Below are 22,620 nucleotides of genomic sequence, written 5' to 3' on the forward strand. Positions count from 1 at the left end.
AGCACACCGACATTCTGGGGTTCGACGGCCCCGATCCGGACCGTTCATCCACAGCGCATGCGTCTGTCCACATTTTGCGAACACGTTCACCACGGACGTCCTGCGCATAGCAGTCTCGATGTCGATCGCAATCACGCGATACACAATCGAGAGGCAGAGAACCATGTACGAAGCACAATGCGCCGTGGTCGGCACGGTCATCACCAACCCTGTCAAGCGGTCGACACCCACCGGCGACGAGGTCCTCAGCTTTCGGATGGCCAGCAACGCTCGGCGTCAGGACCGCAACACGGGTGAATGGACCGATGGCGGAACCCTCTACCTGACGGTCACGTGCTGGCGCCGTCTGGTGCGCGGAGTCGGAGCCTCGCTGATGAAGGGCGATCCCATCATCGCCTACGGACAGCTGCGAACCAACGAATACACCAACCGGGATGGACTCGAACGCGCCGATCTGGAGATGAGCGCCAGTGCGGTCGGACCGGACCTCGCACGGTGCAACGTCTCGATCCATCGGACCAAAGCAGTGGTGCCGGAGGCGACGACGGACGGAGATCCGGGAGCGGCGGAACCTGTCGACCGCGATCGGGAGTCGATCGAGGACCGCGAATCGATCGACGAGGACATGCGGGAGTCGGTACCGGCCTGAACGACTGTCGGCATCCGCCGTCCACGCTGCATCGGAAGCTGCGATCGGCTGTGGACGGCGGATGCGGGTCGGTCACCTTCTCGGGCGATGGTGTTCGGACGCGCTCGCACCGATAAGCTGGGACTCATGGCTGAATTCATTTACACCATGAAGAAGGTGCGCAAGGCGCACGGCGACAAAGTCATCCTCGACGACGTGACGATGAGCTTCTATCCCGGAGCGAAGATCGGCGTCGTCGGCCCCAACGGCGCCGGTAAGTCCAGCATCCTCAAGATCATGGCGGGAATCGATCAGCCCGGAAACGGCGAGGCGTTCCTCGCTCCCGGTGCATCGGTCGGCATCCTCATGCAGGAGCCGGTTCTCGACGACACCAAGACCGTCCGCGAGAACGTCGAGGACGGTCTCGGCGAAACGATGGTCCAGCTCAAGCGCTACAACGAGATCGCCGAGCTGATGGCCACCGACTACTCCGACGAGCTGATGGAGGAGATGGGCGAGCTGCAGGAGAAGCTCGACCACGCCGACGCCTGGGAGATCGACTCCCAGCTCGAACAGGCAATGGACGCGCTCCGCTGCCCGCCGCCCGAGTCTCCCGTCACCAACCTCTCCGGTGGCGAGAAGCGCCGCGTGGCGCTGTGCAAGTTGCTCTTGAGCAAGCCGGACCTGCTGCTGCTCGACGAGCCCACCAACCACCTCGACGCCGAGAGTGTGCTGTGGCTCGAGCAGCACCTGGCCGCATACGCCGGTGCCATCCTCGCCGTGACCCACGATCGGTACTTCCTCGACCATGTGGCGCAGTGGATCGCCGAGGTCGACCGCGGCCACCTGTACCCGTACGAGGGCAACTACTCCACCTACCTGGAGAAGAAGGCCGAGCGTCTCGAGGTTTCAGGTAAGAAGGACCAGAAGCTGCAGAAGAGGCTCAAGGACGAACTGGCCTGGGTCCGCTCCGGTGCCAAGGCTCGCCAGGCCAAGAGCAAGTCTCGTCTGGCTCGCTACGACGAGATGGTCGCCGAGGCCGAGAAGACCAGGAAGCTCGACTTCGACGAGATCCAGATACCGAACCCGCCGCGCCTCGGCGACGTCGTGGTCGAGGTCAAGAGTCTCGACAAGGGCTTCGACGGCCGCGTGCTGATCAAGGATCTGTCGTTCACGTTGCCCCGCAACGGCATCGTCGGTGTCATCGGCCCTAACGGTGTCGGTAAGACGACGCTGTTCAAGACCATCGTCGGGCTCGAGGAGCCGGACGGCGGCGAGGTCAAGATCGGACAGACCGTCAAGCTCAGCTACGTCGACCAGAACCGCTCGGGCATCGACTCGAAGAAGACGGTCTGGGAAACGGTCTCCGACGGACTGGACTTCATCACCGTCGGCAGCTCCGAGTTCCCGTCCCGCGCGTACATCAGCTCGTTCGGGTTCAAGGGTCACGATCAGCAGAAGCCTGCCGGAGTGCTCTCCGGTGGTGAGCGGAACCGTCTGAACCTGGCGATGACGCTCAAGCAGGGCGGAAACCTGATCCTGCTCGACGAGCCGACCAACGACCTCGACGTCGAAACGCTCGGATCGCTCGAGAACGCGCTCGAGGAGTTCCCCGGTTGCGCCGTGGTCATCTCGCACGATCGCTGGTTCCTGGACCGCACCTGCACGCACATCCTGGCGTGGGAAGGTGGCTTCGGCGACAACGAGGCAGCGTGGTACTGGTACGAGGGCAACTTCGAGGGCTACGAGGCCAACAAGGTCGAGCGTCTCGGGCCCGACGCTGCACGTCCGCACCGCGTCACCCACCGGAAGCTCACCAGGGACTGACATGTCGGGAAAGACCTTCACCTGCACTCTCCAGGTGCGGTGGGGAGATTCCGATCGCCTCGGGCATGTCAACAACACCCGGTTCGTCGAATACCTCCAGGAAGGCCGCGTTCAGTTCCTGAACGCGGTCTTCGGGGGGCCTGGGGTGCGTGGCGCGGCGGTGGTGCGCAAGCTGACCACCGATTTTCTGCATCCGATACTCGACGACTCGGGACCGTTGACAATCGAGCTGTGGATCACCCACGTGGGGACCACCTCGTACGGCGTCCGCCATGTGGTGACCGATCGAGACGGGACGACGTGCGCGGATGCGGAAGCGTCGATGGTTGCCTTCGACCTCGAGACGTCCTCGTCGCGGCCCCTCAACGAGTCCGAACGAACCATGCTGAGCACGTACTCGCGCACCGACCGAGACTGACGCGCTGGTTCGCGAGATCTCTGCGGTTACAGGGTCTTCCACACTAGGGTCGAGGGGTCATCGACGACCGGCGATCGGCGGGCGTCGGGAAATCCTCATGAGGGAGTACTCGAAAACCATGCCACGCTCGCTGGACCTGACCGACGACGACTGGGCCGACGGGCTCGACGACAGGCTTGTGGCCGAGTTGGCGACACTGCGTGCGGAGTATTTCGAGCACACCGACGCCACCGCAGTCGGCGTATCGGCGCATGCCCCCGACATCACGTCCTTCCGGAGGCATGTTCGACTCGCCGCCCTGCGGCAGCCGCAGACAGCGAATGTGGCCGTCCACCGCCCGAGTGAGTCGGGCTCTGCCGCCCATCAGGCGGCGGGAAGCTATCTGCAGATCGTCACCGACGACATGCCGCTGCTCATCGAGTCGATCATGTCGCTGCTTGCGCGCCTCGGCATCGAATACACCGACGTGGTGCACCCCATCCTTTCGGTCGATCGGAACAACGAGGGTGTGCTCGTCGGTCTCGGTGCCGACGGAGTCGCGGAATCCTGGATACATGTGCAGTTGCACCCGTCCACACCCGACGACGTCGTGGCCCGGCTGGCAGACGAGACGAGTCGAGTACTGGCCGATGTACGCCAGGTCGTCGGGGACACCGAGGAGATGCGTCGGGTACAGGGTGCGGTCGCCGATCGACTGGACACCGTGGGAGACGACGGCTCCGAGTCGGCGGTGGAGCACCATGACGCGGCTGCTCTGCTGCGCTGGCTGGGCGACGGCCACTACACACTGCTCGGCTATCGCCGGTACACGATCGCCGGCGACGACGGTGCCCGCACGGCGACGGGCGTGGCATCGAGCAGCCTCGGTGTCATGCGCGATGCAGCGCAGCACGGAGACGGACCCGAGCCGGTTGGGAATCGCGATCTGGTTGCGCTGACCCAGGGTGCGTATCCGGCCACCGTGCATCGCGCTGTCTACCCCTATTTCGTCAGCGTGATCGACACCGAGGACTCCGCCGAACATCGTTTCGTCGGCGTCTTCACCGTCACCGCTCTGCACGAGAACGTGCTCGACATTCCGGTCATCGAGCGTCGGGTGCGTTCGGTGATCGCCCGCGCAGGCCACGATCTCGGATCTTTCTCGGGTCAGGCGATGCTCGAAGTGCTGCAATCGATGCCGCGCTCGGAACTGTTCGCCACTACGGCGTCGTGGCTGTTCGAGACGGCGAGCGCCGTGTTGGCTCTCGGCCGTCGGCGCAAGGTCAAGCTGTTCGTCCGGCCCGACGCCAGTGGCTCGTTCGTCTCTGCTCTGGTGTATCTGCCGCGAGATCGCTACACCACCCGTGTCCGTCTTGCCATCCAGGATCGATTGCTCCGCGAACTGGGCGGAACGGCGCTCGATTACACAGCGCGCGTGACGGAATCGGATCTGGCGCTGTTGCACGTCACGGTGCGTCGGGCACCCGGGACAGCGGCGACGGAGCTGTCGACCGAGGACATCACGCGGATCGAAGCGGCCCTCACCGAAACCACCCGAACCTGGGAAGATTCTCTCGGCGACGCCGTCTCTCTCGACCGTGCGGTCGATCCGTTGCGTATCGCTCGCTACACCGATGCGTTCCCGGAGGCCTACAAGCAGGACTTCAGTCCGGCGAGGGCCGTGACCGACATTGCTCGCCTCGAAGCGCTCGACGACGAGTCGATCGACATGCAGCTCTATCGCAACGAGCAGTCTGCGGTGGGCAGTTGGCGTTTCTCGCTGTACATCGGCGGTGCGGGCGTCTCGTTGTCTCAGGTGTTGCCCATCCTGCAGAGCCTCGGTGTCGAGGTGGACGACGAACGGCCCTACCCGGTGGTGCGACCGGACGGAATGTCCTGCTGGATTTACGATTTCGGGCTGTCTGCTTCGCGCGAGATGCTGCGCTCGGCGATCGACGGCGACATCGATGCAGAGCTGTCCGAGGCGGGTACCGCCGATCGTGAAAGCCGGGTTCAGCACCGCTTCACCGACGCATTCGCAGCGGTGTGGAGCGGGCAGGCCGAGGCAGATCGGTTCAACGAACTGGTGATGCGGGCCGGCCTGCACTGGCGGCAGGCCGTCGTCTTGCGCGCGTATGCGAAGTACCTACGCCAGGCCGGTTTTCCCTACAGCCAGTTCAACATCGAGGGCGTACTGCTGACGCACCCGCGCACGGCGCGGCTGCTCGTAGGTTTGTTCGAGGCGCAGTTCGACCCCGAGGTGAGCTCCGAGGAGAACGCGCACGCGATCGGCACCCAGCTGGGGGAGCTGATCGATCAGGTCGTCAGCCTCGATGCCGACCGCATTCTGCGGAGCATGTTCGAGCTGATCCGCGCGACACTGCGCACCAACTATTTCGTGAGCGGGGCCGAGGGCGGCCGCCGTCAGTACCTCTCGCTCAAGTTCGATCCGCAGTCGATCGCCGAATTGCCCAAGCCGAAGCCGAAATTCGAGATCTTCGTCTACTCGCCCCGCGTCGAGGGAGTGCACCTACGTTTCGGTGCCGTGGCCCGCGGTGGCCTGCGGTGGTCGGATCGACGTGAGGATTTCCGCACGGAGATTCTCGGACTGGCGAAAGCGCAGATGGTCAAGAACGCCGTCATCGTCCCGGTCGGTGCCAAAGGCGGATTCGTCGTCAAACAACCACCGATGGTCACCGGCGATGCCGACACGGATCGCCAGGCATACGCAGAGGAAGGCAAAGCCTGCTATCGGCTGTTCATCGCCGGGCTTCTCGACATCACCGATAATCTCGATCGTGCAACAGGTTCGGTGTCGGTGCCCGAGGGCGTCGTCCGCCGTGACGGAGACGACACCTACCTCGTCGTCGCCGCCGACAAGGGCACAGCAACGTTCTCCGACATGGCCAACGACGTTGCCGCGCAGTACGGGTTCTGGCTCGGCGACGCATTTGCCTCCGGTGGGTCGGCGGGCTACGACCACAAGGCCATGGGCATCACGGCCAAGGGCGCGTGGGAAAGCGTCAAGCGGCACTTCCGCGAGCTCGGAATCGACACGCAGAGTCAGGACTTCACCGTTGTCGGCGTCGGCGACATGAGCGGAGACGTATTCGGAAACGGAATGCTGTTGAGCCGGCACATTCGCCTGCTCGCCGCCTTCGATCATCGGCACATCTTTCTCGATCCCAACCCGGAGCGGGAGTCGGCGTTCGCCGAGCGAGAGCGCTTGTTCGCGTTGCCGAGGTCGTCGTGGGCGGACTACGACACGTCGCTGATCAGCGAGGGCGGGGGAGTGTGGGAGCGGACGCGCAAGTCGGTCCCCATCAGCGCGGCAGCTCGTGCGGCGCTCGGGCTCGGGGACTCGGTCGAGTCGTTGTCTCCGCCGGAACTGGTGAACGCGATTCTGAAGGCTCCCGTCGATCTGCTGTGGAACGGTGGAATCGGCACTTACATCAAGGCATCCACCGAGACCAACGGCGAGGTGGGCGACAAGGCCAACGATGCGGTTCGCGTCGACGGGATCGATGTACGGGCCGCCGTCGTGGGGGAGGGTGGCAACCTCGGTGCCACCGCTCTGGGGCGCATCGAATATGCCGCAGCCGGCGGCAAGATCAACACCGACGCCATCGACAACTCTGCGGGCGTCGACTGCTCCGACCACGAGGTCAACATCAAGATCCTGCTGGAGACGGCCATCACCAACGGCAACCTGGCACGCGCGGACAGAGACGAACTGCTTGCCTCCATGACCGACGAGGTGGGCCGACTAGTGTTGTGGGACAACATCATACAGAACGAACTGCTCGGCACGTCCAGGTTCGATGCGCCCAGTCTCGTCACCGTGCACAGCCGGGTGATCGAGGATCTCGAAGTACGTCGGGGACTCGACCGTGAGCTCGAGGCCCTGCCGGCAGAGGCCGATCTACGCCGACGAAAGCAGGACGGTCGAGGACTGACGTCACCGGAACTCGCCACCTTGATGGCGCATGTGAAGCTGGCGTTGGAAGCGGAACTGCTCGACAGCGAGCTCCCCGACAGCGACGTTTTCGCTCCGCGGTTGCCCAAGTACTTCCCCGCACCACTGCGGGAGCCGTACGCCGAGGCGATCAAGGCGCATCCGCTCCGGCGTCAGTTGGTGGCGACGACACTGGCGAACGAGGCCATCGATTGCGGCGGAATCACGTTCCCCTACAGGCTGACCGAGGATTCCGGTGCGGCGGGCACCGACGCCATTCGGGCGTTCGCTGCAGCTACCGAGATCTTCGGACTCGACGAGGTGTGGAATGCCATCCGGGCCGCGGATGTGCCGACTGCAGTCTCGGCCGAATTGCTTCTCGAATCGCGTCGCATGCTCGACCGGGTGTCGCGCTGGCTGCTGGCCAACCGCCCACAGCCCCTGGCTGTCGGAGCGGAGATCAGTCGGTACGCCGGTCAGGTGCGGGCTCTGCAACCCTCGGTGTCCACGTGGATCTCCGGGCACCAGGCCAGTGATCTGGACGTGCGGTCGGCAGCCGCGATCGAACGAGGTGCACCGGTCGGGCTCGCCCGAAGCATCTACGGCCTGCTCGACGTGTACTGCCTACTCGACATCATCGATATCGCGGACATCGTCGATCGAGACGGGGCCGAGGTGGCCGAGCTCTACTTCGCTCTCGACGCGCACATCGGAATCGACTGGCTGCTCTCGGCCGTCTCCAAACTCGCCCGCGGAGATCGTTGGCACTCGTTGGCGCGCTTGGCTCTTCGCGACGACCTGTATTCCTCGCTGCGAGGAATCACGCAGGCCGTGCTGGCCGGCGGCGAACCGGACGAGTCGGTGGCGGAGAAGATCGCGGAGTGGGAATCGACCAATTCCTCACGCCTGGCGCGGTCGCGTGCTGCGTTGACCGAGATCGCCGAGTCGGGAACCCTGGACCTGGCAACGCTGTCGGTTGCCGCCCGCCAGGTTCGCAACATGATGCCCTGACCGAGTCAGGAGCAGTGGAATCCGCGACACTCGACCGAGAAGAGGAAACGATCACGTGAGTGTGCCCGACGACCATCTGTCCGACAAACGACCTGCAACCCAGCGAGTGGGCTTTCATGCCGCTGTGGATGTGCGGTGGTCGGATATGGATGTGTACCAACACATCAACCATGCCCGGATGGTGACGCTCCTCGAAGAGGCTCGCATCCCATGGCTGTTGGTGGACGGCAGGCCGACGGCAAATTTGCGCCACGGAGCGGTGATCGCAGATCTGCACGTGAAGTATCGAGGCCAGCTTCGACACGAAGACGGGCCCCTGGATGTGTTCATGTGGATCGATGCGGTCCGTGCGGTGGACTTCGTCGTGGGATACGAGGTGCGGGCGCGCGGTGCGTCGCTGGATACTCCAGCGGCCGTGGTGGCCTCGACGCAGATCGCAGCGTTCGATATCGATGCACAGCGGCTGCGCCGGCTCACCCCGGAAGAGCGCGCGTTTCTGGTGAGCTGGCAGCGTGTATGAGCGCGTACTGACCGTTCCCGACGCGGTCGATCGAGAGAATCTGGCGACGTTCTGCACCAAGGCATTGCGCTTGGACGAGGCGGCAGTGATTCGTATGAGAACACGTGCGGGCGGGGGCGTGTCCTGTTGGGCGAGCACCGGATTCGATGCCCTGGCGGCGCGCGTGATCACCGGCACCGTGGTGCCCGACGATACGTGCGCGGGTGCCGACGTGTTGGCTGCTGCGCTGCAGCACGCGGGCGACGGCGTGGTGGACCCAGGATTCTCGATGGACTCTGCATGGCGTGGAGCATTACCCCCGGACAGCGGATTCGAGCACCTCGACGATGTGCCCGCCCGGGTACTCGTCGGGCTTGCGCAACGCGGCGCGGCACTGGCGAAGGAGCACGGTAGCAGCCATGGCCCGCCGAGCTCACTGCTCGAACAGGAGGTGTTGCATGTCGCCGGCGACGTCGGCGAAGTATCGATCTCGATGCGTACCGTATTCGCCTTGACGGCAATGGGATTCGTTCCCCACAGCGGCAGCGACCCCATGACTGTCGACGTCGATCCGGACCGTATCGCCGCCGACGAGGTGGTTCGGGTACGCGTCTCGCGGGTGTGGTTGCGCCTCGATGCCCGACACGGTTCGGTGTACGTTCGCCGCGCGGGGCACCAGTTGTCGCTGACGGTAGAGCGCTAGACGAGCCAGGCGGCAGCATTGGCGTCGAGCCGGCCGTTCACCAGTGGTGCGCTGGCAAGCAGTAACTCGCCAGGGGGCAGGGGGATCGGCTCGTCGGATGCATTCAGGGCACAGATGAGGCCGCCGCGTCGACGGAATGCCAAGCAGCCGGGGGGCGCGCCGTACCAATCGATTCCGGCACCGGTGAATTCCGGACGCAGAGCTCGGAGCTCGAACGCCGTGCGGTACAGGCTCAGCATCGAATGGACGTCTTCGAGTTGCGCTTCGGCGGTGTGCCCGTCCCACTCCGGCGGCATCGGCAGCCAGGTTCGATCGGTGGCGGAGAACCCGAACGGCGGTTCGTGTCCTTCCCAGGGCATCGGCACCCGGCAGCCGTCGCGTCCCCGTTCGGCGTGCCCCGAGCGCTCCCACACCGGGTCTTGGAGCGCGCTGTCGGGCAGTTGCACGTTGGGCAGCCCGAGCTCGGCACCGTTGTAGACGAAGATCGTTCCCGGAAGTGCCAATTCGACCAGGATCATGGCTCGAGCGCGGGCGCGGCCGACGTCCCCGCCCCCGTACCTGGTTACCTCTCGTTCGACGTCGTGGTTGGACAGCGTCCACGTCGGAGTTCCGTCGACGAGTTCGACAGCGGCGAGCGAGTTGGCGATGGCGTCGCGAATGGTCTCGGCATCGAAATCGACACTTGCCAGACGAAAATTGAACCCCAGGTGCAGCTCGTCGGGCCTGATGTACTCGGAGAACCGGACATTGTCCTGAACCCAGATCTCGCCGACGGTCACCGTTCCTGGATATTCGTCCATGACGGTTCTGATGCGTCGGTGCAGGTCGTGCACGTGAGGATTGTTGAACCGAGGGTCGTCGTCGTCGTTCTTCATCAGCGCGTTGAGTTCGAGACTCATGTCGGCCAGGTCCGTCGGTTTGGCCATGCCGTGTGCGACGTCGAGGCGAAATCCATCGACACGTCGGTCGAGCCAGAATCGGAGAGTGCGCGCGAAGTCGTCGAACACCTCGGGGTTGTCCCAGTTCAGGTCCGGTTGTTCGGGCGCAAAGATGTGCAGGTACCACTGACCGGGAGAGCCGTCCTTCTCGTCCACCCGTGTCCAGGCGGGACCACCGAAGATGCTCGGCCAGTTGTTCGGCGGTTGTGCACCGTCGTCACCGCGGCCGTCGCGAAAGATGTAGCGCGCACGCTCGGCACTGCCGCGCGGTGCCGTCAGAGCCGATCGAAACCACGGGTGCTCGATGCTGGTGTGATTGGGTACCAGATCCATCGTGACCTTGATGTCGCGGGCATGCGCTTCGTCCAGCAACGCATCGAAGATCTCGAGGTTTCCGAACAGGGGGTCGATGTCGCGGGGATCGGAGACGTCGTATCCGTGATCGGCCATCGGCGATCGGGTGATGGGGCCGATCCACACGGCATCGATCCCCAGCAATTCGAGATAGCCGAGCTTGTCCCGGATACCGTCGAGATCACCGACCCCGTCGCCGTTGGAGTCCGCGAAAGACCGGGGATAGATCTGGTAGAAGACGGCGTCCTGCCACCACAACAACTCGGAGCTCTCGATCGGATCGGTCACAAGTGGCAATAGTGCCAAACGCCCGGCCGTTCAACGATTCAGGGGCGTTTCGCGTCGGCTCGAGCGGACATCCCGGGTCAACGCCGAGTAAAGCTTTGTGCTCATTCACATGACCGACACGTGCCTGCGGCTTTGGAAAGTGTTGTATGTTCTGCATCGGAAACCAGCAGCGGCTTCGAGCCGCGCCCGACGGTGAGGACGCGACCCACGCCATGACGATGTCGACCATCGAAGCCGTACGGCTCGGAGATATTGCGCTCGCCGACAGCCCCATCGAACCGGCCTGGATTCTCGAAGGCAGCCCCCACGCGCGGGTCGCCGAGTGGTCCAAGAGCACCGACGGCACGACGACCACCAATGTCTGGGACTGCACGGCCGGCCGCTTCCGTTGGTTCTTCGCGGTCGACGAAATAGTGCACATCATGGACGGTTCGGTGACCGTCTCGAGTGACGATCACGCACCGCGCACCTTGGTCGCGGGAGATGCGGCGCTTTTTCGCGCGGGCACGTGGACCGAATGGCACGTGGAGAGTTACGTGCGCAAACACGCCATCCTCCGGCAACATCTGCCCCGGCCGTTGAGCTTTGCGCTCAAGGTTGCAGGAGGCCTGCGTGCCCGACTCGGTAGTCGCTCCACGGGAGCGAACACACAACGGGTCGGATCGCTGTAACCAGCCGCTTTGTCTACAGCGCCGAGTTGACCATCGAATTCGCGGCCATCTCCATGTAATCGATGAGCTGCGCGCGGTGTGCTGCGTCCAACACAGTCGCGTCTATTGACGCGATCGCGATGTGCATGCATCGGAGCCACGCATCTCGCTCCATCGGACCGATACGAAAAGGGTTGTGCCGCATCCGCAGACGAGGATGCCCACGCTCGTCCGAGTAGGTGCGCGGACCACCCCAGTACTGCTCGAGGAACATTCGCATCCGCCGTTCGGCCGGCCCGAGATCCTCCTCGGGATACAGCGGGCGCACGATCTCGTCCCTGGCGACTTCCTCGTAGAACTTTGCTGTGAGCAAGCGAAACGTCTCGGCCCCGCCGACCGCGTCGTAGAACGTCTGCTGCGGTTCGGTCATCACATTCTTTCTTGTTTCTCGTCGTTCCTGCGGGCTCTCGATCGGCGACTACCGATCATTGTCCCTCAGGAGCCGGAGTCGGCCGCGACCCCACCCGGACGGCCCAACGCATACGGCGCTTTGATGCCGGCATCGTCGAATGCTTCGAGGATGTCCTGATGAAGGCGACGCTGGACGGCCCACTGGCGTCCTGGACGCGTCTTGATCGTGATGCGGATGGTGACGGTGTCTGCGGTGACCGCGTTGACTCCGAGCAGCTCGGGCGGTTCGAGGATGTCGTTGTCGAAATCGCCGGACTCGACCATCGACGCAGTGGTGCGTTCGGCCACTTCGCACGCCTGCTCGATGTTCGCCGTGTGCGATACGGGTAGATCGAGAACGGCGACCGCGAAGCCCTGGCTCATGTTGCCGACGCGCAGAACCTCGCCGTTTCGGCAGTACCACACCGTGCCGTTGATATCTCTGATCGTGGTGACCCGCAGACCCACGCTCTCGACGGTGCCGGTGGCCTCACCGAGGTCGACGACATCGCCCACTCCGTACTGATCCTCGAGCAGCATGAAAATTCCGGACAGGAAGTCTCGCACCAGGTTCTGGGCACCGAATCCGAGTGCGACGCCGACGATGCCCGCGGACGCGATGAACGGTGCCACGTTGACGCCGACAACGTCGAGAACCGAGAGCACGAACCACGTGAGAATCATGACCGAGACTGCGGACTTGAGCACCGAGCCGATCGTGCTGGCGCGTTGCTTTCGCCGCTCGTTGAGGATCGCGCCCTGGACGGAGCTGGATGACCGGTCCCGCAGTGGCCTCAGCAGCATCGGTGATTTACCGACTTCGTTGCGAGTGAAGCGCGCGATCATCCGGTGCAGCACGAGACGAAGCACGACGGCCAGGACCAAGTAGCCGAGAATTTGCAGCGGACGATCCACCAGCCAGTCGCGTCCGGTATCGGTCAGCTCGAAGGCTCGGGTGTCGAGCTCCCGCAGAAGCGACGGTTCGGAAAGGGGTGATGCGGACAGAAGGGTTGATACAGACACCCGAAAAGTCTACGGAGACCCAGAATTCTCGCCAGTCGTGCAGCGCATGGCGGCGTCGTTCGGCCGCCGCGTGCGGGGCGATGCGAAATGTTCACCGATCGGCAACAGGAAATGCGGAGAAAAAGGCTGTGCGCGGGCGGTGCATTCGTGTTCCACTGTGAATCGTGTTCCACGCAAGCCATGCGCGGGCGCCGACTGCTTCTGGAGTAACGCATGAAGAACTCTCAACATCGCCACCGACAACTCCCGCCCACTGAGGGCCGCACCGCGCACGACCAGCGTGAGACGGCCTCGGGGGCTTCTCCGCTGCGCGTGGTGCCGACGGCCCACGATGCCACGGGCGACGACGCCGTGCCGGCGTGGGTCAAGCGCCGTGTGCTGCTCCTCAACGCCACATTCGAACCACTGACCGCGCTTCCGATGCGCCGGGCGGTGGTTCTTCTCGTTTGTGGGAAGGCCGACGTGGTGCACGACGATCCGGAAGGACCGTTCATTCGATCGGCCGGGTTCTCCGTGCAGGTGCCGTCGGTGATCAGGCTGCGGACCTTCGTCCGCGTTCCGTATCGCGCCCGAGTGCCGATGACTCGGGCCGCGCTGATGCATCGCGACCGCTTCCGGTGTGCGTACTGCGGGAGCAAGGCCGAGACCGTCGATCACGTGGTGCCGCGCAGCCGCGGAGGCGGTCACTCGTGGGAGAACTGTGTCGCGTGTTGCGCGTCGTGCAATCACCGCAAGGCCGACAAACTCCTCAGCGAGATCGGGTGGACACTGCGCGCGCAGCTGGTGCCACCGAAGGGTCCGCACTGGCGTCTGTTGGCGACGACGAAGGAGTTGGACCCCAGTTGGCTGGCGTATCTCGGCGAGGGTGCGGCCTGACGGTCGACCGGTGTGACCATTTCGGTCACAACACCGGGCCCGACGTGGTCCGACGCGCAATTGTCGACTAACGTCACACCCTGTGAGCATTTTTGAGACCACGCTGATTTTCGGGGTGATTCCGGCTGCGGTGATCGGGATCATCGGCGCGTTGTCCTACCTGACCGACAAGCAGCCCGGTATGGATGTTCCTCCCTACCGACTGACGGACGAGTGGACGCGCGAGCCATTGCTGTGGAGCGCAACGGACGAGGTGACTCCCTTCGGAGGCCACGGATCGCACGATGCCGACGCAGCCGACTCGATCGGAGGTGCTGCAAGTGGCAAGTGGTGAACTCGTCCGCAGCGACATCAGGGAAGAAGATCTACCGTTCGGGGCTGCTGTGACCGCGAGCGGTCGCGTCTCGGCTGCTCACGAGTTCGGGACGGTCAATCCGGAGCACCTGCCTTTCGCGACGCAGGAGTTGGTGGCCCTCGACGACGCGCTGACCGAGGCGACTCGGCAGACCAAGATTCGGTTCAACATCTACATCGGTGATCTCGGAGACGATCCGGCCGCAGGTGTCGAGTCGGTGTTTCCGGGAACACCCGACGCCGTTCGATCGATTCTGATCGCCGTCGACCCCCACCGGCACGCTCTCGAAATTCGCAGTGGTAAGCGAGTATCGAACCGCGCGACCGACCGGGTTGCGCAGTTGGGTGTGACCGCCGCTCTCGGCCCGTTCCGCGACGGCAACCTGATCGACGGTCTGGTTGCCTCGGTGCGGGTGATGGCTGCGTCGATCCTCAGTCCCTAGCGTTCGCACTCAGCTCCTGAGCGCGCTTTGACAACCAGGGCCGGTTGCTTCACCTCGAGGTGAAGCAACCGGCCCTGGTTGCGTCTGTGGGAGCGATCAGCTCGCGTCGAACTCCCGCGCTGCAAGGGCCCGAACGACCCCTGCCCGTCCCTCTATCACCAGACGACGGAGCGCCGGAGGCAGTTCGCCGTCCAGGAACCCGTCTGCGGCCGCCAGTGACTGTTCACTGATCGACCAGGAGGGGTACAGCCCGATCACGACGGTCTGCGCAACCTCGCTGGATCGACGAGACCAGACCCCCTCGATGGCATCGAAGTAGCGGGCGACGTAGGGCTCGAGCAAGTCACCCTGGCCGGGTCCCGCAAAGCCACCGATGATCGAGCGCGCCGTGATGTTCGGCACCGAGTCGTCGTCGACGACCGTCGCCCAGGCCTGCTCTTTGACCTCTGCGCTCGGTCGCGCGGCTCGCGCAGCCGCAGCCGACCGCGCTCCGGCGGCCGTGTTGTCTGCGCTCGCTTCCGCATCGATGACCGGCGAATCGAGCCCGTCGGAGTCGATCGCCCCGGCCCCGGCCAGCGCCGTGACGATTCGCCACCGCAGATCGGTGTCGACGTCGAGGCCGGACAGGGATTGCCCGTCGACATCGCCGTGGAGGAGCGCGCGAAGCACCTCGATGTGGCGGTCCCCGAGTTCGATACCGGTGAGGGCGTTGACGAAGGCCAGTTGATGATCCGAGCCTGCCTCGGCCGTGCGGGCCAGTTCGAGCAGTGCGTCGGCGAACTCGGGGGTGCCGTGCTCGGCTGCCCAGGCCGGGTCGGCGTAGCTGGTGATGGCGGTCTGTGCCTGCAGCAGAAGGCGTTGCACCACACCCACTTCGGTCTCGCCGCCGATCCCGCGCTGGACGAGGGCAACGAAATCTCGGGCCTTCATCTCGGCCGATCGAGTCATCTCCCACGCTGCCGACCACGCGAGCGTGCGGGGGAGTGGTTCGGCGATGTCGCCGATCCGAGACAGGAGCGTATCGAGCGAGTCCGGATCCAGACGTACCGCGCAGTACGTCAGATCGTCGTCGTTCACCAGAACCAGCTTGCCTCGCGACACGCCGACCAGCGCATCGACATTCGTCGATTCGGCTGCCTCGAGATCGAGTTCCACTCGGTCGGTGCGCACCAGCTTGCCCTCGACGTCGTCGTAGATGCCGACGGCGATGCGGTGGACTCGATGCTCGCCTGCACCCGGTGCGGCACCACTCTGCCGAACCGCGAAGCGCGTGAACTTACCGTCGGCATCGACGTCGAAGTCCGGGCTCAGGGTATTGAGGCCGGTGGTCCGCAGCCACTGTGTGCCCCAGTCGGACAGGTCGCGACCCGACGACTTCTCCAGGGCGGACAGTAGATCCGAGAAGGTGGCATTGGCGAAGGCATGGTCGACGAAGTAGGCCCGCAGCCCGGCCAGGAAGTCTTCCTTGCCCACGTAGGCCACCAATTGCTTCAGCACACTCGCGCCCTTGGCGTAGGTGATGCCGTCGAAGTTGACCTCCACCGCGGCGAGGTCGGGGATGTCTGCAGCGATGGGGTGCGTCGAGGGCAGCTGATCCTGGCGGTACGCCCATGCCTTCTCGACATTGGCGAACGTGGTCCATGCGTTCGTGTACTCGGTGGACTCGGACTGGCAGAGAACCGATGCGAACGTGGCGAACGATTCGTTGAGCCACAGATCGTCCCACCAGGTCATGGTCACCAGGTCGCCGAACCACATATGGGCCATCTCGTGCAGCACGGTCTCGGCGCGACGCTCGTAGGAGGCGCGGGTCACCTTGGACCGGAAGACGTAGTCCTCGAGGTACGTGACGGCACCGGCGTTCTCCATGGCACCGGCGTTGAACTCGGGCACGAAGAGCTGGTCGTACTTGCCGAAGGCGTACGGGGTGCCGAAGTTCTCGTGGTAGAAACCGAAGCCCTGCTTGGTCTCGGTGAACAGGCGCTCCGCGTCCATGTGTTCGGCAAGCGTTGCGCGGCAGTAGATTCCGAGCGGAATGGTGCCGTGCTCGTCGGTGTAGGAGTCGGTCCACTCCGCGTAGGGTCCCGCGATCAGCGCGACGAGATAGGTACTCATCAGCGGGGTCGTGTCGAATACGTGCTCTCCGGCGGCCGGCTCGGCACCGTGCGCGGCATTGGAGATCACGGTCCAGCTCTCGGGAGCGGTGACCTTCAGGTCGAAGGTGGCCTTGAGATCGGGTTGATCGAAGCAGGCGAACATGCGCTTGGCGTCGGCGGTCTCGAACTGCGAGTACAGGTACACCGAACCGTCCGACGGGTCGACGAATCGGTGCAGGCCTTCGCCGGTATGCGAGTAGAGGCAGTCCGCGTCGATCACGAGCTCGTTGTGTTCGGCCAGATCGTCGAGGGCGATTCCCGTCGACTCGTCGTAGTTCGCGGTGTCGAGGGCGGTGCCGTTGAGCGTCGCGGAGCGAATCGTGCCCGCAACGATGTCCACGAAAGTCGACGATCCGGCGGTGGCCGCGAACGTGATGGTGGTGAGCGAGCGGAACGTCTTCTCGCCCGGATTGCCTTCGCCGTCGGTGAGATCGAGAACGATCGCGTACTTCGTATCCCCGATGATCGCCGAACGTTCGGAGGCTTGGTCACGCGTCAGGTTGGGAGCAACCACTTCAGTCGACACCTCTTCGTGTAGTTATGGGTAGTGCCGTCCATCCCATCACGTCACGAGTGGGTCGCGCTGGCCGACCGGTAGGGCGGAATGTATGCGCGGTGGGCGGTTGTTATCGCAAGAAGAGATGTTGACCTCGACTTCCAAGGAGTAGACAGTGGCCGGTTCAGGACAGAAAGACACCGCGGATTTTTGGTTCGACCCACTGTGCCCGTGGTGCTGGATCACCTCGCGCTGGATTCTCGAGGTGCAGCAGGTACGAGACATCGACGTGAACTTCCACGTCATGAGCTTGGCCGTGCTCAACGAGGGTCGCGATCTGCCCGAGGAATACGCCGCGATGATGAAGAAGGCATGGGGTCCGGTTCGAGTGGCGATCGCCGCCGCGAAGCTGAAGGGGGACGAGATCCTCTCGCCGCTGTACAGCGCCATGGGTACGCGAATCCACAACGAGGGCAACAAGGATTTCGACGTCGTCATCGCCGAGTCGTTGGCCGAACTGGACCTTCCTGCCGATCTTGCGAAGGCCGCCGAGAGCACCGACTACGACGAGGACCTGCGCACCAGCCATCACGCGGGCATGGACAAGGTCGGCCCTGACGTGGGCACCCCGACGATTCACGTCAACGGAGTCGCATTCTTCGGCCCGGTGATCTCGCGCATCCCGCGTGGCGAGGAGGCGGGCAAGCTGTGGGACGCCTCGGTGATCTTCGCGTCGTACCCGCACTTCTTCGAGCTCAAGCGCACCCGTGACGAGGACCCGCAGTTCGACTGATCGGGCGACCCTCGTGCGCGTAACTTCGTAGCAGGAGTACGACTTTCACGCACGGGGGGACTCAGGCGACGATTCGATCCGACGCGTCGGCGGTACCGAACACTCGGTGCTCGCCGGCGTGGAATCGCCTGGCCGACCACGCCGCGGCGGCGGCGTCCAGAAAGTCGTCGACGGCGGGTCCTGCCGGCAGATCGGCCAGGTCGAGGTACTCGCTCCACCGCTCGAGCGCAGCCAACCGCTGGCCGACGCCGCGGCCGCTCTTCTTCGATGTGAACGTCGTCGCCGGTGACATTGCCCGAAACGAACATTCGGGATGTACCTCGACGTAGATGTCCGGATCGAACTCCGCATCGCGCCATGCCTGTACAGCGGGCAGGATGTGCCAGGTCTGCTTGCTGATCGCCTTGCCGGTGATCTTCCGCGAGAGTGCACAGGCCTGCTCGTATGTAGCAGCGTCGAGAACGCCGGCGACGGGCGTGTGGAATATCGAGCTTCGTGCCGGGCCGAGAAACGCTTTCGCCTCCAGCTCGCTGATCCGATAGCCGTCCGCAGGCAGAGACAGTGGCATGTCGACGCCCACTCGCGCGCAGTCTCGCGTGTGTTCCAACACTTCGGCCACGGAGGTGCAGCCGTTCCACGTCAGCGTCGCGCCGTCGAAGACCGCAACGACCCACGCGCCCTTCGCACCGTCGACACCGGCGAATTTCTCGGCTCGTGAGTTCACCTGTCAGACTCTAGGCATGCGCGTATACCTGGGTGCCGACCACGCCGGCCTCGAGTTCAAGAATCAGATCATCGAACACCTGACGGCAACCGGGCACGAGCCCGTCGACTGCGGTGCCTTCGACTACGACCCCGTCGACGACTACCCGGCCTTCTGCATCGACGCGGCACGCCGCGTCGTCGCCGATCCGGGCAGCCGAGGCCTTGTGCTCGGCGGATCCGGAAACGGCGAGCAGATCGCTGCGAACAAGGTGCCGGGCGCTCGTTGCGCACTGGCGTGGAGCGTCGAGACCGCGAAGCTGGCTCGCGAGCACAACGATGCTCAGCTCATCGGAATCGGTGGCCGCATGCACACGTTGCCCGAAGCACTCGCCATCGTCGACGCTTTCCTCGGCACTCCATTCTCGGGCGAAGAGCGCCACCAGCGCCGCATCGACATCCTGTCCGAGTACGAGCGCAGTGGCGAGGCACCCGAGGTTCCGGGAAAGCCCGCGTAGGTGCCCGAAGGTCATACCCTGCACCGACTCGCTCGGCTGCATCAACGACGGTTCGGCGGGGCACCGGTCGAGGCGAGCAGTCCCCAGGGACGGTTCACCTCCGGTGCCGCGCTGATCGACGGGCTCGTGCTCGAGAGTGCCGAGGCCTGGGGCAAGCATCTGCTCCACCGTTACGAGACCGATCTGATCGTGCACATTCACCTCGGCCTGTACGGAAAGTTCACCGAACAGTCGGTGCCACTGAACGATCCGGTGGGTGCAGTGCGTCTGCGGATGGTGGGGGAGAAGTACGGTTCCGACCTCCGCGGGCCCACGGCCTGCGAGATCTACACCGAGGAGCAGGTCGACGCCCTGGTGGCGCGCCTGGGGCCGGACCCGCTGCGTAAGGACGCCGACTCCGACGCTGCCTGGGTACGAATCTCCAAGTCGCGCACGGCAATCGGCACTCTGCTGATGGATCAGAAGGTGCTGGCCGGCGTCGGGAACGTCTATCGCGCCGAGATCCTTTTTCGGCACGAGATCAATCCGATGCGACCGGGGAAGGACCTCGATCGTGGAGAGTGGGACGCGGTCTGGTTCGACCTCGTCGAGCTGATGAAGATCGGCGTTCGACGCGGTCGCATCATCACCATCCGGCCCGAGGACGATCACGGAGACACCTACGGTGCCCGTCGACCCCGCTCCTACGTTTACCGCAGGCAGGGCCTTCCGTGCCGAGTGTGCGGCACGGAAATCCTGCACTCGACGATGCAGGCGCGAAACCTGTTCTGGTGCCCCGTGTGTCAGGCCACCTAGAACCCGCCGAAATCGCCTCCGCCTCCGCCGCCGTCGAAGAAGCCACCGCTGTCTCCGCCGTCGAAGAATCCGCCGCCGTCGTTACCCGCTCCCGTATCGTCGCCGGTGTAGTCGTCGCCGCCGGACCCATCGCCGGAGCCGTCGGCTCCCATGTCTCCGCCCGCTGCCGTCTCGTCCGGAACTCCGGCCATGCCGGAGAACATCGCCGAGAACAGGAACATCGAGCCCATTCCCCACGCGCCGGCGACCAGGGCGGGCCGCCACCACGGCTCGGAGTACCAGCCCGCGGGGACCGGACGGCCTGCTACTCGGCCGCCCGGGTAGTAGTTCGGGGTGCGGTCCGACGGATCCGGTGAAGCCGCGATCTCGCGGCCCTCGAAGTCGACGTTGCGCTCCTCGGTGACTCGACCCGCCTGCTGTTGGCCGTCGATGCCCTGCACCTCCGGGCCGGGGTCCATGCCCATCGCCACGCGCGCGGCACGGATGTAATAAAGCCCCTCCAGAGCCGTCTGCTTGGCCAGTCGAGCCTGCTCGGGGGTAGTGGCCTGGTCGATCTGCGACCCGGCGGCGATGTTGCGCTCGGACGCGTCGGCCAGTGCCTGCTTGGACGGTGTGTCGGTGCCGATCAGATTGTAGACCTGGCCGCCGAGGCGTTCGATCGACTGGCGGGCGTCGGCCTTCGCGTCGGCCAGCGCAGTCTCGGCCGCAGCAGCCGCGTTCTTCTTGCTTCGCAGCACCAAGAAGGCCACTACGGCGATGACGAGGACGATCAGGACTATTTCCATTTCGGGCCTTCCGCCGACGGTGCATGTCCGGTTCGTTCGGACAATTCGGACTCCGTTTCAGGGTACGCGGACACGAAAAAGCCCCGCACTGTCAGTGCGGGGCTTTTCGGTGGAGCCGATGACGAGAATCGAACTCGCGTAGCCTGTTTGGAAGACAGGGGCTCTACCATTGAGCTACATCGGCATGCAAACAACAGTCGTGGGATCGCCAGTTCCGTCGCCTGCGTTTCAAGACTGTACCCAAAGCCGTTGCCGGATTCCAAACCGGCATGCCGCGCCGGGTTCGCTCGAACGCCATCGGTGGGGCGCCGATGAGGGGCTACTATCGGTTGCTGTTCAATGGTGTGGGTACGACGGGGTGTGGCGCAGCTTGGTAGCGCATCCGCTTTGGGAGCGGAGGGTCGCAGGTTCAATTCCTGTCACCCCGACAAATGAGGGCCGCAGGCACGGTTCGCCGTGTTCGCGGCGAGCGAGGTAAGACCGCAAGCCAGCACCGTAAGCACCACCAGCAAGCAAGAATTACCAGAAGGAGCATGTCCCGTGAAGAGCACCGTCGAGCAGCTGAGCCCGACGCGAGTCCGTATCAACGTTGAGGTGCCCTTCGAGGAGCTCAAGCCTGATTTCGACCGCGCGTACAAGGCTTTGGCTCAGCAGATCCGCCTCCCCGGATTCCGTCCCGGCAAGGCTCCGGCCAAGTTGCTCGAAGCGCGCGTCGGCCGCGGTGCGGTACTCGAGCAGGTCGTCAACGACGCTCTTCCCGCTCGTTACTCCGAGGCCGTGACCAACGAGAAGGTCAAGGTCATCGGCCAGCCCGAGATCGAGATCACCAAGATCGAAGACGGCACCGAGCTCACGTTCACGGCCGAGGTCGACGTGCGTCCCGAGATCGCGTTGCCGGACTACTCGACCATCAGCGTCGTCGTCGACCCGCTCGAGGTCAAAGACGAAGCCGTCGACGAGCAGCTGCAGTCGCTACGCCAGCGTTTCGGCACCCTGACCGGTGTCGATCGTCCCGTCCAGTCCGGTGACTTCGTCTCGATCGACCTCTCGGCCACCGTCGACGGCGAGAACGTCGAAGAGGCAACCGCGAGCGGACTGTCCCACGAGGTCGGCTCCGGCCAGCTCATCGAAGGACTCGACGACGCGATCATCGGCGTCTCTGCGGACGAGTCGAAGGAGTTCACCTCCACTCTGGTCGCCGGGGAGTACGCAGGCAAGGAAGCCGTCGTCACGGTCAAGGTCGTGTCCGTCAAGGAGCGCGAGCTGCCCGAGGCCGACGACGAGTTCGCCCAGCTCGCCAGCGAGTTCGACACGTTCGACGAGTTGCTCGCCGATCTGAAGACGCGTGTCGAGCGGGTTGCGAAGGTCGAGCAGGCCGGTCAGATCCGCGACAAGGTACTCGAGACGCTGCTCGACACGCTCGAGATTCCGGCTCCCGAGGCCGTCGTCAAGGCCGAGGTCGATTCCCAGGTGCACGAGGCCATTCACGGTCTCGATCACAACGAGGAAGCACTCGCCGAGCTGCTCGAGTCGCAGGGTTCGAGCCGCGAAGAGTTCGACAAGGACGTCAAGGAGGGTGCCGAGAAGTCGGTACGCACCCAGCTCTTGCTCGACGCGATCGCCGAGGCCGAGAACACTCAGGTCGGCCAGGACGAGCTCACCGAGCGGATCATCTTCCAGGCGCAGCGCTACGGCATGCCGCCCGAGCAGTTCATCCAGCAGGTGCAGCAGGCCAACCAGCTCGGTGCGGTCTTCGCCGACGTCAAGCGCGGTAAGGCGCTCGCTTCGGTCGTCGAGCGCGTCACGGTGACCGACACCAACGGAGCCACCGTCGACACGGCAGAGCTGTTCGGCAGCCCCGCCGATGCTCCCGACGAGGTCGAAGCAGCTGATTCTTCCGAGGGCGAACAAGAGAAGTAACGCTCACAGCGAACGACGGCGGTTCCGGGACTCCGGAGCCGCCGTCTTTCGTTAGTGTC

At 64.5% G+C, this 22,620-nt stretch carries 20 protein-coding genes and 2 tRNA genes; 15 read left to right on the top strand and 7 right to left on the bottom strand.

Features of this window, described 5'->3' with window-relative positions; translation table 11 throughout:
• Positions 1-163: 163 nt before the first annotated feature.
• The 6 genes from ASG84_RS26095 to ASG84_RS26120 all read left to right on the top strand — a co-directional run bounded on the left by ASG84_RS26095 (position 164) and on the right by ASG84_RS26120 (position 9,020).
• On the top strand, positions 164-649 hold the full coding sequence (locus ASG84_RS26095) for a single-stranded DNA-binding protein (protein ID WP_057479951.1): 486 nt from the start codon (positions 164-166) through the stop codon (positions 647-649).
• A 126-nt stretch (positions 650-775) separates the two neighbouring features.
• A complete protein-coding gene (gene ettA / locus ASG84_RS26100) occupies positions 776-2,455 on the top strand; it encodes an energy-dependent translational throttle protein EttA (protein WP_032402531.1) in 1,680 nt (559 codons plus the stop codon).
• A 1-nt stretch (position 2,456) separates the two neighbouring features.
• A complete protein-coding gene (locus tag ASG84_RS26105) occupies positions 2,457-2,873 on the top strand; it encodes an acyl-CoA thioesterase (protein ID WP_057479852.1) in 417 nt (138 codons plus the stop codon).
• A 118-nt stretch (positions 2,874-2,991) separates the two neighbouring features.
• Positions 2,992-7,818: an NAD-glutamate dehydrogenase gene (locus ASG84_RS26110; protein WP_057479952.1), complete on the top strand. Its 4,827-nt coding sequence runs from the start codon at positions 2,992-2,994 to the stop codon at positions 7,816-7,818.
• A 55-nt stretch (positions 7,819-7,873) separates the two neighbouring features.
• A complete protein-coding gene (locus tag ASG84_RS26115; RefSeq protein ID WP_057479853.1) occupies positions 7,874-8,338 on the top strand; it encodes an acyl-CoA thioesterase in 465 nt (154 codons plus the stop codon).
• Positions 8,331-9,020: a hypothetical protein gene (locus ASG84_RS26120; protein WP_057479854.1), complete on the top strand. Its 690-nt coding sequence runs from the start codon at positions 8,331-8,333 to the stop codon at positions 9,018-9,020. Before ASG84_RS26115 ends, ASG84_RS26120 begins: the two co-directional genes overlap by 8 nt.
• Here the strand turns inward: ASG84_RS26120 and ASG84_RS26125 are convergent.
• A complete protein-coding gene (locus ASG84_RS26125) occupies positions 9,017-10,600 on the bottom strand; it encodes a glycoside hydrolase family 13 protein (protein ID WP_057479855.1) in 1,584 nt (527 codons plus the stop codon). The genes ASG84_RS26120 and ASG84_RS26125 overlap by 4 nt on opposite strands.
• 212 nt (positions 10,601-10,812) lie before the next feature.
• On the opposite strand from ASG84_RS26125, the gene ASG84_RS26130 reads away from it, so the two are divergent.
• Entirely contained in the window at positions 10,813-11,271 is a 459-nt protein-coding gene (locus ASG84_RS26130) for a cupin domain-containing protein (RefSeq protein WP_057479953.1), read from the top strand.
• Positions 11,272-11,284: 13 nt separating this feature from the next.
• Here the strand turns inward: ASG84_RS26130 and ASG84_RS26135 are convergent, their stop codons facing one another.
• Together ASG84_RS26135 and ASG84_RS26140 are read right to left on the bottom strand one after the other, a co-directional pair.
• Positions 11,285-11,680, bottom strand: a complete 396-nt coding sequence (locus ASG84_RS26135; RefSeq protein WP_057479954.1) for a globin — start codon at positions 11,678-11,680, stop codon at positions 11,285-11,287.
• A 65-nt stretch (positions 11,681-11,745) separates the two neighbouring features.
• A complete protein-coding gene (locus ASG84_RS26140; RefSeq protein WP_057479955.1) occupies positions 11,746-12,705 on the bottom strand; it encodes a mechanosensitive ion channel family protein in 960 nt (319 codons plus the stop codon).
• A gap of 231 nt (positions 12,706-12,936) precedes the next feature.
• On the opposite strand from ASG84_RS26140, the gene ASG84_RS26145 reads away from it, so the two are divergent.
• The 3 genes from ASG84_RS26145 (at position 12,937) to ASG84_RS26155 (ending at position 14,396) form a co-directional block, all read left to right on the top strand.
• Positions 12,937-13,599 (top strand): HNH endonuclease, encoded by a 663-nt coding sequence (locus ASG84_RS26145; RefSeq protein ID WP_200936719.1) that lies wholly within the window; start codon positions 12,937-12,939, stop codon positions 13,597-13,599.
• A gap of 82 nt (positions 13,600-13,681) precedes the next feature.
• Entirely contained in the window at positions 13,682-13,933 is a 252-nt protein-coding gene (ctaJ, locus tag ASG84_RS26150; protein WP_057479856.1) for an aa3-type cytochrome oxidase subunit CtaJ, read from the top strand.
• Positions 13,920-14,396 (top strand): DUF5130 family protein, encoded by a 477-nt coding sequence (locus tag ASG84_RS26155; RefSeq protein ID WP_057479857.1) that lies wholly within the window; start codon positions 13,920-13,922, stop codon positions 14,394-14,396. Before ctaJ ends, ASG84_RS26155 begins: the two co-directional genes overlap by 14 nt.
• A gap of 96 nt (positions 14,397-14,492) precedes the next feature.
• On the opposite strand, the gene pepN is transcribed toward ASG84_RS26155, so the two are convergent.
• Positions 14,493-17,066: an aminopeptidase N gene (pepN, locus tag ASG84_RS26160; protein ID WP_057479858.1), complete on the bottom strand. Its 2,574-nt coding sequence runs from the start codon at positions 17,064-17,066 to the stop codon at positions 14,493-14,495.
• Between the two features lie 157 nt (positions 17,067-17,223).
• Between pepN and ASG84_RS26165 the strand changes: the two genes are divergently transcribed.
• Complete coding sequence (locus ASG84_RS26165; RefSeq protein ID WP_057479859.1) at positions 17,224-17,841, top strand: mycothiol-dependent nitroreductase Rv2466c family protein; 618 nt, start codon at positions 17,224-17,226, stop codon at positions 17,839-17,841.
• Positions 17,842-17,902: 61 nt separating this feature from the next.
• Here ASG84_RS26165 and ASG84_RS26170 read toward each other — a convergent pair whose 3' ends face one another.
• Positions 17,903-18,565 (bottom strand): DUF429 domain-containing protein, encoded by a 663-nt coding sequence (locus ASG84_RS26170; protein ID WP_057479860.1) that lies wholly within the window; start codon positions 18,563-18,565, stop codon positions 17,903-17,905.
• Between the two features lie 16 nt (positions 18,566-18,581).
• On the opposite strand from ASG84_RS26170, the gene ASG84_RS26175 reads away from it, so the two are divergent.
• On the top strand, positions 18,582-19,061 hold the full coding sequence (locus ASG84_RS26175; protein WP_032379225.1) for a ribose-5-phosphate isomerase: 480 nt from the start codon (positions 18,582-18,584) through the stop codon (positions 19,059-19,061).
• Positions 19,062-19,856: an Fpg/Nei family DNA glycosylase gene (locus ASG84_RS26180; protein WP_057479861.1), complete on the top strand. Its 795-nt coding sequence runs from the start codon at positions 19,062-19,064 to the stop codon at positions 19,854-19,856. It begins immediately after the preceding gene.
• Here ASG84_RS26180 and ASG84_RS26185 read toward each other — a convergent pair.
• Together ASG84_RS26185 and ASG84_RS26190 are read right to left on the bottom strand one after the other, a co-directional pair.
• Positions 19,853-20,641 carry a hypothetical protein gene (locus ASG84_RS26185; protein ID WP_057479862.1) on the bottom strand — a complete coding sequence of 263 codons (789 nt, stop codon included), beginning with the start codon at positions 20,639-20,641 and terminating at the stop codon, positions 19,853-19,855. The genes ASG84_RS26180 and ASG84_RS26185 overlap by 4 nt on opposite strands.
• A 110-nt stretch (positions 20,642-20,751) precedes the next feature.
• A tRNA-Gly gene (locus ASG84_RS26190) sits at positions 20,752-20,825 on the bottom strand.
• Between the two features lie 170 nt (positions 20,826-20,995).
• Here ASG84_RS26190 and ASG84_RS26195 point away from each other — a divergent pair.
• Positions 20,996-21,069: transfer RNA gene (locus tag ASG84_RS26195), tRNA-Pro, on the top strand.
• A 112-nt stretch (positions 21,070-21,181) separates the two neighbouring features.
• Positions 21,182-22,561 carry a trigger factor gene (gene tig / locus ASG84_RS26200; RefSeq protein ID WP_057479863.1) on the top strand — a complete coding sequence of 460 codons (1,380 nt, stop codon included), beginning with the start codon at positions 21,182-21,184 and terminating at the stop codon, positions 22,559-22,561.
• The last annotated feature ends 59 nt before the right edge of the window (positions 22,562-22,620 follow it).

It is taken from the genome of Rhodococcus sp. Leaf278, from assembly GCF_001426085.1.
In the GTDB taxonomy this organism is placed as follows: Bacteria; Actinomycetota; Actinomycetes; order Mycobacteriales; family Mycobacteriaceae; genus Rhodococcoides.

Excerpts from the sequence above, each read along its gene's own strand:
- ASG84_RS26095 (WP_057479951.1), top strand. The coding sequence starts at position 164 with ATGTACGAAGCACAATGCGCCGTGGTCGGCACGGTCATCACCAACCCT.
- ettA (WP_032402531.1), top strand. The coding sequence starts at position 776 with ATGGCTGAATTCATTTACACCATGAAGAAGGTGCGCAAGGCGCACGGC.
- ASG84_RS26105 (WP_057479852.1), top strand. The coding sequence starts at position 2,457 with ATGTCGGGAAAGACCTTCACCTGCACTCTCCAGGTGCGGTGGGGAGAT.
- ASG84_RS26110 (WP_057479952.1), top strand. The coding sequence starts at position 2,992 with ATGCCACGCTCGCTGGACCTGACCGACGACGACTGGGCCGACGGGCTC.
- ASG84_RS26130 (WP_057479953.1), top strand. The coding sequence starts at position 10,813 with ATGACGATGTCGACCATCGAAGCCGTACGGCTCGGAGATATTGCGCTC.
- ASG84_RS26135 (WP_057479954.1), bottom strand. The coding sequence starts at position 11,680 with ATGACCGAACCGCAGCAGACGTTCTACGACGCGGTCGGCGGGGCCGAG.
- ASG84_RS26145 (WP_200936719.1), top strand. The coding sequence starts at position 12,937 with ATGAAGAACTCTCAACATCGCCACCGACAACTCCCGCCCACTGAGGGC.
- ASG84_RS26175 (WP_032379225.1), top strand. The coding sequence starts at position 18,582 with ATGCGCGTATACCTGGGTGCCGACCACGCCGGCCTCGAGTTCAAGAAT.
- ASG84_RS26185 (WP_057479862.1), bottom strand. The coding sequence starts at position 20,641 with ATGGAAATAGTCCTGATCGTCCTCGTCATCGCCGTAGTGGCCTTCTTG.